We start from the raw sequence: 10,071 nt of genomic DNA, 5'->3' as shown, positions 1-10,071 counted from the left end.
AAAGCCCTCCGCTACGACCTCACCGTACCCTTTGCGCGCTTTGTGGTGAATCACTTCAACGAGCTGAGCTTTCCGTTTAAGCGCTACCAGATACAGCCGGTATGGCGCGCCGACCGTCCGCAAAAAGGCCGTTACCGCGAATTTTACCAGTGCGACGCCGATGTGGTGGGAAGCACCTCCCTGCTCTACGAAGTAGAAATGATTCAACTTTTTGATGATGTGTTGAGTGAACTCGGGCTGCATGATTTCACCATCAAAATCAACAACCGCAAAATCCTCACCGGCATTGCCGAAACGGCCGGTATTGCCGATCAAATCATCAACGTGACCGTAGCCCTCGACAAGCTCGATAAGATAGGGGCCGACGGCGTGAAGAAAGAATGGACAGACCGCGGAATTCCAGCCACGGCCATGGCAGTGCTCGAGCCGCTGCTCACCATGCAGGGCGGAAACGATGAGCTGCTGCAAACGCTGGACGGTTTGTTGGCACAATCAGAAACAGGCAAAGCAGGTATTGCCGAGCTTCGGGAAGTCCTGGGCCACATCGCGGAAATCGGGTTGAACAAAGCCAGGGTAGAGGTTGATGTAACCCTTGCGCGTGGACTTGATTACTACACCGGAGCCATCTTTGAGGTGGTGGCGGGCGGCGTACAAATAGGGAGCATTTGCGGCGGCGGGCGCTACGACGATCTTACCAGCATTTTTGGACGCGACAACCTGCCCGGCATCGGTATTTCTTTCGGAGCCGACCGCATCTATGATGTGATGCTGGCCCTGAACCTTTTTCCCGAAAAACTGGGGCGCGGTACCAGAGTCCTTTTCATCCACTTTGGCGACGCGGAAAGTCGCTACGCCATGCGCCACCTGAAAACCCTGCGCAGTGCGGGTATCCCCGCCGAGATTTATCCCGAGGCTGCCAAAATGAATAAGCAAATGAAATACGCCAATGACAGAAACGTGCCGTGGGTGGCCATGGCCGGTGAAAATGAAATGGCGGCCAACATCATCACTTTCAAAAACATGGATTCCGGCAAGCAAACCGAAGTGCCGGTAAATGACCTCGTAGCCTTCTTTTCGTCATGAGCACTTACACACTCTCTTCGCAGCACTGGACCCTGGGCGAAATAGGTGAACTTCTGTTGTCCGGACGTCAGGTACAGGCAGATCCCGCCGACATGCAAAAAGTGCAGGCATGCCGCGATTACCTCGACGCGCACATGGGCACCCACGCAGCTCCCGTATATGGCGTCAACACGGGTTTTGGTTCATTGTGCGACACAGTCATTGGGCAGGATGAGTTGTCACAGCTTCAGGAAAACCTCGTAAAATCTCACGCCTGCGGAACCGGCAACCCCATTGACCGGAATCTGGCCAAACTGATGCTTCTGCTCAAGGCCAAAGGACTTTTGTACGGCCACAGTGGTGTGCAGCAGCAAACCGTGCAGCGGCTCCTGGATATGTACAACGCCGATGCCGTGCCGGTGATTTATGAGCAAGGCTCTCTCGGAGCTTCGGGTGATCTTGCCCCGCTGGCGCACCTGAGCCTTCCGCTGATTGGAATGGGGGAGGTGGACTTCAAAGGGCAGCGCATGGATGGTGCGGCGTTTTTGCAGCACATGAGCTGGAAACCACTGCAGCTTAAATCCAAAGAGGGATTGGCCCTCCTGAACGGAACCCAGTTTATGAGCGCCCTCGGAGTGTGGAGCTGCCTTCGGGCGCTTCGCCTCTGCGAGGTGGCCGACATGGTGGGCGCCCTCTCGCTCGATGTGTACAACGGCCGTCCGGAGCCATTTGACGCCTCGGTGCATAAGGTTCGTTCGCACTCCGGTCAGTTGAAAGTTGCAGAGAATGTTCGCGTTTGGCTTCAAAACAGTCCTTTGCAGCAAGAGCCCAAAACCCACGTGCAGGACCCGTATTCCTTCCGCTGCATGCCGCAGGTGCATGGTGCAACCCGCGATGCGCTGGCTCACGTGGTTTCGGTGTTTGAGCGCGAAGTAAATTCCGTGACCGATAACCCAACCATTTTCCCGGAGGAAAACAAGATCATCTCCGCCGGAAATTTTCACGGACAGCCACTGGCGCTCGCGCTCGATTACCTCGCCATTGCTTGTGCAGAGTTGGGCAGCATCAGTGAGCGCAGGGTTTACAAACTGATTGGCGGCACCCGCGGCTTACCCGCTTTTCTGGTGGCCAAACCAGGACTCAACTCCGGGTTCATGATTCCGCAGTACACCGCAGCCAGCATCGTGAGCAGAAACAAGCAGTTGTGTACACCTTCTTCGGTGGATACCATTGACTCGTCCAACGGACAGGAAGACCACGTGAGCATGGGGGCCAACGCAGCCGTGCGGACTGTACAGGTAGTGCGCAACGTAACGCAGGTGCTGGGCATTGAGATGATGAATGCCGCTCAGGCGTTGGATTTGCGGCGACCGCTCAAAACTTCTCCGGCGCTTGAAGAGCTGCACAGCGATTTCAGAAAAGAGGTTCCCTATATCGCGGAAGACGAAGTGATGTATCCGCTGATGGAGAAGTCGCGCGGTTTTGTGGAATCGCTCAATCCCGCTGATTACCGCTGATGAAAAAGGTCTATTTTCTTCCGGGGCTGGGTGCCGACGAGCGATTGTACGCCAATATTCACCTTGATGGGGTAGAAGAGCACTACCTGAACTGGATGGAGCCCGAAGAGTGTAAAACCCTCGCGGAGTATGCCCTGAAATTTGTTCCGCTGATAGATCCCGATGAGCCTTTCTATTTGATCGGAACCTCCATGGGTGGGATGATGGCCATCGAGTTGCAGAAGCACGTTTCACCCGAAAAGATGATCCTCATTTCAACTGTAAAAACCCGCAGTGAACTGCCCATCCACCTGAAAACGGTGGCCCGCACCCGGCTCAATGCCCTTTTTAGTGGCTCGTTGATTCAAAACCTGTCGGGATTGATAGATACCGTCTATCCCTGGCAAACACTTACCCAGCGCGACCTTTTTCTGGAAATGCTGAATAACTGCACGCCCGCCTACCTGGAATTTGCCATCAATGCCTGCGTGAATTGGGATAACCAGCAGATGCCTTTGAATTTTGTGCACCTTCACGGCTCACGCGACCCGCTTTTCCCAGCGGGCAGGGCTAAAGGAGCCGAGATTATTCAAGGCGGAAATCACTTTATGGTGTATGAAATGGGAGCGGTTATGACAGAGCGCATTCAATTTCACCTTGACCAACCGGTGGTAAAGCAGGTGTCGTCATCACGAAAGCGCGTCTGAGCGCAGTATCTCCAGTGGAGGGTGCTTCACCACGCGCAAACTGTTGCTCATTCCAATCAGGGTGGTAACCAATACAATGGTCAGCCACAGGTAGAGCAGGGGTGTCCACTGCGGAAAGAGCCACTCGTCAAAGGGATAGCTCGCCAGCAACACGCTTACCACGGTGGCAATCAACAAACCGGTAAAGGCCGCCAGGCTTCCTAAAATGAAGTACTCCCAAAACTGAATCAGTAGAATTTGCTTTCGGCTGGCCCCAATGGTTCGAAGCAGCACACCGTCTTTGATCCGTTGGTATTTGCCCGCCCTTACAGCGCCTATCAGCACTACCAGAGCGGTGAGCAGCCCAATGATGGCCATAAACTGAATAATGTATCCGGCTTTGGTGGTAATGGTATCCAGGGTATCGAGCACGAGATTCAGATCAATAATGGAAATATTCGGAAACGAAGTCACCATATACTGTTGAAAGCGGGCCGATTGCTCTGTGCTTTCGAAGCGCGTGAGCGCCACGTGAAACTGCGGCGCACGCTCAAGCACCCCGGCGGGAAAAAGCAACACAAAATTGGTCTGTACCCGCTGAAAATCAACTTTTCGGATACTTCCCACAACGCACGGCATTTCGGCGCCCTGCACGTTAAAAGTCAGGAGATCGCCCACATCTACTGTCATTTCGCGGGCCAAACGCTCTTCGAGGGAAATGGGTACCGGTACTTGCCCTGATTCTATACGCCCGGTCCATGTTCCTTTTACCAGTTTTTCGGAGTCAATCAGCGAATCCCTGTAGGTGACCCTGTACTCGCGCGAGATGACCCTCCGCGGAATATCGGAAGTACTGTCTGCCAGTATTTCATGAGCCTTTCGATTGCCGATGGCCGCCAGGCGCATGTTCACAATGGGCACACGGCCAATCAAAGGCATTCCGAATGAGTCGAGCCGGGCTTCGAGAGGTTCAATTTGCCCGGTTTGAATATCAAACAGCACCATGTTGGGTTGCTCTTCACCCGAGGCGCTGATGGCGATCTTGTCAAGAAAAAGCTGCCGGTTGATGAGCAGCGTTGCGATCAGCGCCGTGCCCAACCCGATGCTGACCACCAGCACCAGCGTTTGGTTGTTGGGCCGGTAGAGGTTACCCAGGGCCTGGCGCAGCACAAAAGAGCCTTTGCGCGGAAAATACTTTTGAACAAGCACCATCATGGTTCGGGCAACCAGCGCAAGCAGTCCCAGCGAGCCGAGGCAGGCAGCGGTAAACAGGATGGCACCCCACCAACTGCGCAGTTGCCAACCGGCAAAGAGCAGAAGCAATGCAGTGAGCAGAATGGTAAGCAAAACGTTTCCGGACGGAAGTTGCTGCGACCCGGAGCTGCGAATGGCCTGCAATGGCGAGATTTTCCGGATGCGAAGCAAAGGCGGAGCTGCAAAGAGCAGTGTGGTTCCTACTCCCGCCAACACCGCCAGAATCACGGCGTTTATACTCAGTTTACTGTTCACCGAAAAGGGCAGCAGTTCGTTGATGAGCAGTGGGATGGCATTGACCAGGAGCGCACCGGCCACGACGCCTGCCAGCGATGCAAGCAGCGCAACCAACGCAACCTGAATCAGGTAAATATTCATGGCGTCTTTTGCCGACGCACCTATACATCGCAAGATGGCTACCGATTTTACTTTTCCCTGGATGTACACATGCGTGGCGCTGGCCACACCAAGACAACCAATCAGCAGGGCAAGCAGGGCAGTGAGGTTCAGGTAGCCTGTCAGATCACTAAACAACCTGCCCGTGCGCTTCCGGCGCTCTTCCACATTCTCGGTTCGGATATCAGGTGATTCGAGCCTTGGCTTGATCAGTGCAGCGTACAGAGATTCATCGAACCCCCGGGGATATTTTCCATACAACCTGTAATTGATTCTGCTGCCTTTTTGAAGCAGTCCGCTCTCTTCTGCCAGGAAATAGGGAATAAAAACCGGTGGAGCCACGGAGCCTGTGATTCCCGATTGACCCGAAACCGAGGAAATTCTCCCTGCCAAAGGCAAGCGCAGGGAGCCCACAAACAGAGTATCTCCGGGTCGAGCCGCAAATTGCAGCAGCAGTTCGTCTCCTGCCAGTGCCTGTTTTTTCGCTTTCATGGCAGCAGTCACGCCCGTCGGCTCGGTGGCTATCTCACCGTAAAAAGGATAGCCTCCGTCAATGGCCCGCACGTTTACCAAACGGGTTCCATCGCCCGAGGAGAACCGAACCATAGAGCCAAAATTGATTTCAAGACTGATTTCCAGTCCCAATGAATCCAGAAAAGCCATCGTTTCCTCCGTGATGGGTGCGCGTGATTCTATTGCGATGTCTGCACCCAGCAGGTTGCGGGCTTCGTCGTTCAGCTCGCGTTGCACGCTGTCGCCAAACGATTGAATGGCCACCAATGCCGCCACACCCAAAATCATGCTGGTTGCCACAAGCAGCAATTGGCCGCGTTGCCTTCTGCTATCGCGAAGGGCCATGTTCAAATACCAGCTGAGCCTCATCAGCTTTGGGCGGTTTTGGACGATTCCTCCACAATTTTTCCACCTTTAAGGCGGATGATGTGCGATGTGCGCGAGGCCAGCTCCATGTCGTGGGTCACCACTACAAGGGTGGTTTGATGCTCGCGGTTCAGATCAAAAATCAATGCTTCAATCTGCGCACCGGTGTCTTCGTCGAGGTTGCCCGTAGGCTCATCAGCAAAAAGGATGGCGGGGTTGTTGGCATAGGCGCGGGCAATGGCCACCCGCTGCTGCTCGCCTCCCGACAATTGAACAGGGTAGTGGTGTGCGCGGTCGGCAAGACCCACTTCGGCCAGTAGTTCCCGGCCCCTTTGGGCGGCACGCTCCATTTTTCGCAGCTCCATCGGAACCATCACATTCTCCAGTGCAGTGAGTCCGGGTAACAGGTTAAATTGCTGAAAAATAAAACCTACGCGCTCACTGCGCAGGGCAGCACGCTCGTCTTCACTCAGTTTTTCCATCGCTGTTCCTTGCAACATCACACTTCCGGATGAAGCCTGGTCGAGTCCGGCACAAAGGCCTAAAAGCGTGGTTTTACCGCTTCCTGAGGGACCCACAATAGCGCAGGTCTCCCCGCGATCCACTTGAAAAGTTACGCTGTCGAGTACGGTAATTTCATTTCCTCCGCTGGGAAAACGTTTACTCAGGTTTTCGGCCCGGAGCATAGCCTGGTGCGTGGTCATCTGTTTTAAAAGTGTTTCTTTGGATACTTGAACCAGTGGGACGCAAAGATGTTTGATGAAAAACCAAATGAGCTGCAAGATGATGTTTTTTAACAGATGGATACCGATTTTGAGTGCAAGTGTGCTGCTGGCATGTGAGAGTCCTCCGTCGCCCCGGGATACGGAGCCCGCTGCACCGACTAAAATGACACAGGTTGATAAAGATGAGAAAGTGATTCTGTTTTTCGGCAACAGCCTCACCGCGGGCTACGGGCTCGACCCCGATGAATCTTTTCCGGGCATACTACAGCATTGGTTCGATTCGCTGGAGGCCCCGGTTAGGGTTATCAACGCCGGCGTTACGGGGGAAACTACTGCAACCGGAAAAAACAGGGTGGAATGGGTGTTATCGCAGCAGCGTATAGATGTTTTTGTGCTGGAGCTGGGAGGGAACGATGGTTTGCGCGGAATACCGACGGAAGAAACGGCCCGAAACCTGCGCGATATCATTGCAGTGGTTCGCGCAAAACAGCCCGAAGCAGAGATCGTTCTTGCAGGTATGATGGTTCCTCCCAATATGGGGCAGGAGTACAGCGCAGCTTTTGAAAAGATTTTCTCCGACGTGGCAGCGAGCGAACAAGTGGCGCTGATTCCTTTTTTGCTCGAGGGAGTGGCCGGTGAAGCACACCTGAATTTGCCGGATGGCATTCACCCCAACCGCGAGGGCCAGCGCATCGTGGCCAAAACGGTTTGGCCTTACGTTGCTCCGTTGGTTCAGGGTAATGCCCTTTCCGGAGAAAATTGAGAAACACTACTTTTGAGGCCACCCAGAATAAGAAATTACCATGCCCATCGTAAAAGACAAACAGCCCCGACGCCCTCGAATGAGGTTGCTATGGATATACCTCTTACTCCTCGCGGTGTTTTTCGGGGTGAACATCTTTTTTGGCGGCGGCGGAACCGAAGAAACCGACTGGCGCACCTTCCGCAGCGAAATGTTGCTCCGCGGTGATGTAGATCGGATTGTGGTGGTGAACGACAACAAGGTTGAGGTATTTATCAAGGTAGATGCACTCAAAGATGACCGGTACGAATCCGTGCGCGAGAATGTGCTTGGTCAAACCAATTTGGGCCCGCACTACGAGTTTACCATTGGATCAATGGATTTTTTCCAGAACCAACTCGCCGAAGCCCAGGAAGGAATTCCCGAGGAAGAGCGAATAAGCCCCAGGTTTGAAACCCGCGAAAATTGGTTCCTGAACATCTTTGCCTGGATGCTGCCCATTCTCATTCTGGTGGCCATTTGGCTCTTTATTTTCCGGCGTTTTACAGGTGGAATGATGGGAGGAGGTGGTGGTGCCGGAGGTGCCGGCGGACATCCCTTCAGCCAGGTCAGCAAGTCCAAAGCGCGACTGGTGGATGAGTCGGATCAGATAAAAGTGAGTTTCGACGATGTGGCCGGGCTCGACGAAGCCAAGGAAGAAGTGATGGAGGTAGTGGATTTCCTCAAGAACCAGGATCGCTACAAGGCACTTGGGGCGCGCATCCCCAAAGGTGTTTTACTCACAGGCCCTCCAGGAACAGGAAAAACGCTGATGGCCAAAGCCATGGCCGGTGAAGCCAAGGTGCCTTTCTTTACTTTGTCGGGGTCAGATTTTGTGGAAATGTTTGTGGGCGTGGGTGCCGCCCGTGTGCGCGACCTCTTTAAGCAGGCCAAGGAAAAGGCACCCTGTATTGTGTTTATTGACGAAATTGAAGCCATTGGAAGGTCGCGAAGCCGCTCACAATCGCAAACCAACGATGAGCGAGAGAATACCCTGAACCAGCTCCTGGTAGAGATGGACGGCTTTGACAGCGATCAGACCGTGGTGATTCTCGCCGCCACCAATCGCCCCGACTTGCTGGATCCTGCGCTCACTCGACCAGGCCGTTTTGACCGACACATCTACATTGACAAGCCCGACATGAACGGTCGTGAGCAGATATTCAAGGTTCACCTTAAAAAACTTACCCTTGGTGACGATGTGGACGCCAAAGAACTTGCGCAGCAAACCCCCGGTTTTGCCGGAGCCGAAATTGCCAATACCTGCAACGAGGCGGCACTTCATGCTGCGCGCAAGCACAAAGTCAAAGTTGAAATGGAAGACTTTATCTCGGCCATTGATCGCGTAGTGGGTGGACTGGAGAAAAAGAACAAACTCATTTCGGCCGATGAGAAGAAGATTATCGCCTACCACGAAACCGGTCATGCTCTTTGTGGGTGGTTGCTTGAGCACGCACATCCCTTAATTAAAGTTTCCATCATACCCAGAGGGGTAGCCGCACTCGGATTTGCACAATACCTGCCCCGAGAACAAAACCTCTACACACGAGATGAATTGATGGATACTATATGCATGACTTTGGGTGGAAGGGCTGCCGAGGAGTTGGTGTTCAACGATGTTTCAACCGGTGCCCAAAACGACCTGGAGCGCACCACCCAGTTGGCATACTCCATCATTACACTGTACGGCATGAATGAGAAGATAGGGCACTTTTCATTTAAGGATCTGACCAATGAATACAGTTTCCGCCAGCCATACTCCGAAGAAACCGCCAAAATGGTTGACCAGGAGGCAAGGGAGCTGATACGTCAATGCTATGAGCGCAGCTTAAATTTATTGCGGGAGAATCGTGAAAAGCTGGATGAAATTGCCGCTTTGCTTCGCGAAAAGGAGGTGCTTTACCATGATGACTTTGAAAGATTGCTCGGGCCACCTCGCTCCGCCAAAAAAGCCGTTCCTCCTGAATAGCCCGAGTGCGCTACTGTAACAGCGGTCACCCTGCGGGGCAAACGCATTTAGAATATCAATCCAGAAGCTGCCAATGGAGATACTTCCCGATGGCTTTACCTCTTGAGAGGTGTCAGGATGGTGTCAAATTTTTTTTGGAACTTCACTTTAGAATTGATATTCAATTTCTTTGCGCTCGCTGCGCCTCCTGTAGCGTTCCTTGCGGTTAAGAATTTTTACCGCAAGTCCCTTAGCAGGGACCGCAAACCCGCCTGCCGCGGGCAGGGAAGGCCTGCCTGCGGCATGGCAGGCGCGAAGTACGCAAGGGAGACTTCTCATTCAAAATCACTTTTTGTTGTTATTAAATCTAAACAGTTTTAAAAGCGTTTGCCCTGAGTCACCCTGCTATTCCTGATATTATAAGTACTTTTGTGGCAAATTAAAGATCTATGTCACAAGTAAAAGAACAAGACACCGTAGTGGTGCATTACACCGGAAAATTAAATGACGGTGAAGTATTCGACAGCTCTGAAGGACGCGAGCCCCTGGAATTTACCATGGGTCAGGGTCAGCTCATTCCCGGCTTTGAGTCGGCTGTAATGGGAATGGCAGTAGCTGAAACCAAAACATTTGAAATCCCCAGTGACGAAGCCTATGGCGAAGTTCGCGAAGACCTGCGCTTTGAAGTTCCCCGCAACGAAATTCCGGCTGAAATTAAGCCCGAACCGGGAATGCGTCTTAATATGAGTACACAGGATGGCCGTCAAATGCCCGTTACTGTTACCAACGTAAACGAGCAGGTAGTAAACCTCGATGCCAATCACCCGCTTGCAGGAAAAGACCT

General features: G+C 53.1%; 9 protein-coding genes. 7 read left to right on the top strand and 2 right to left on the bottom strand.

Annotation, left to right across the window (positions count from 1 at the left end):
* The 3 genes from hisS to EA392_12095 form a co-directional block, all read left to right on the top strand.
* The coding region (gene hisS, locus EA392_12105; GenBank protein TVR37681.1) for a histidine--tRNA ligase at positions 1–1,083 on the top strand (1,083 nt) is incomplete at its 5' end.
* On the top strand, positions 1,080–2,579 hold the full coding sequence (hutH, locus tag EA392_12100; GenBank protein TVR37680.1) for a histidine ammonia-lyase: 1,500 nt from the start codon (positions 1,080–1,082) through the stop codon (positions 2,577–2,579). The genes hisS and hutH, both read left to right, overlap by 4 nt.
* Positions 2,579–3,265, top strand: a complete 687-nt coding sequence (locus EA392_12095; protein TVR37679.1) for an alpha/beta fold hydrolase — start codon at positions 2,579–2,581, stop codon at positions 3,263–3,265. Before hutH ends, EA392_12095 begins: the two co-directional genes overlap by 1 nt.
* On the opposite strand, the gene EA392_12090 is transcribed toward EA392_12095, so the two are convergent.
* Positions 3,248–5,776, bottom strand: coding sequence for an FtsX-like permease family protein (locus tag EA392_12090; protein TVR37678.1), 2,529 nt, complete (start codon positions 5,774–5,776; stop codon positions 3,248–3,250). The two genes, EA392_12095 and EA392_12090, sit on opposite strands and share 18 nt — an antisense overlap.
* A complete protein-coding gene (locus tag EA392_12085) occupies positions 5,776–6,477 on the bottom strand; it encodes an ABC transporter ATP-binding protein (protein TVR37677.1) in 702 nt (233 codons plus the stop codon). Before EA392_12085 ends, EA392_12090 begins: the two co-directional genes overlap by 1 nt.
* A gap of 79 nt (positions 6,478–6,556) precedes the next feature.
* Here EA392_12085 and EA392_12080 point away from each other — a divergent pair, with 79 nt between their 5' ends.
* From EA392_12080 to EA392_12065, 4 genes are all read left to right on the top strand, one after another.
* Positions 6,557–7,261 carry an arylesterase gene (locus EA392_12080; protein ID TVR37682.1) on the top strand — a complete coding sequence of 235 codons (705 nt, stop codon included), beginning with the start codon at positions 6,557–6,559 and terminating at the stop codon, positions 7,259–7,261.
* A 40-nt stretch (positions 7,262–7,301) separates the two neighbouring features.
* The gene (locus EA392_12075) at positions 7,302–9,248 is read left to right on the top strand and encodes an ATP-dependent metallopeptidase FtsH/Yme1/Tma family protein (protein ID TVR37676.1); all 1,947 of its coding nucleotides are present in this window, start codon (positions 7,302–7,304) and stop codon (positions 9,246–9,248) included.
* A 117-nt stretch (positions 9,249–9,365) separates the two neighbouring features.
* Entirely contained in the window at positions 9,366–9,608 is a 243-nt protein-coding gene (locus EA392_12070; GenBank protein TVR37675.1) for a hypothetical protein, read from the top strand.
* A gap of 68 nt (positions 9,609–9,676) precedes the next feature.
* On the top strand, positions 9,677–10,071 hold a 395-nt coding region (locus tag EA392_12065), incomplete at its 3' end, for a peptidylprolyl isomerase (GenBank protein TVR37674.1).

It is taken from the genome of Cryomorphaceae bacterium, assembly GCA_007695365.1.
GTDB lineage: Bacteria > Bacteroidota > Bacteroidia > Flavobacteriales_D > SKUL01 > SKUL01.
This window is presented reverse-complemented; position numbering and strand designations above follow the sequence as displayed.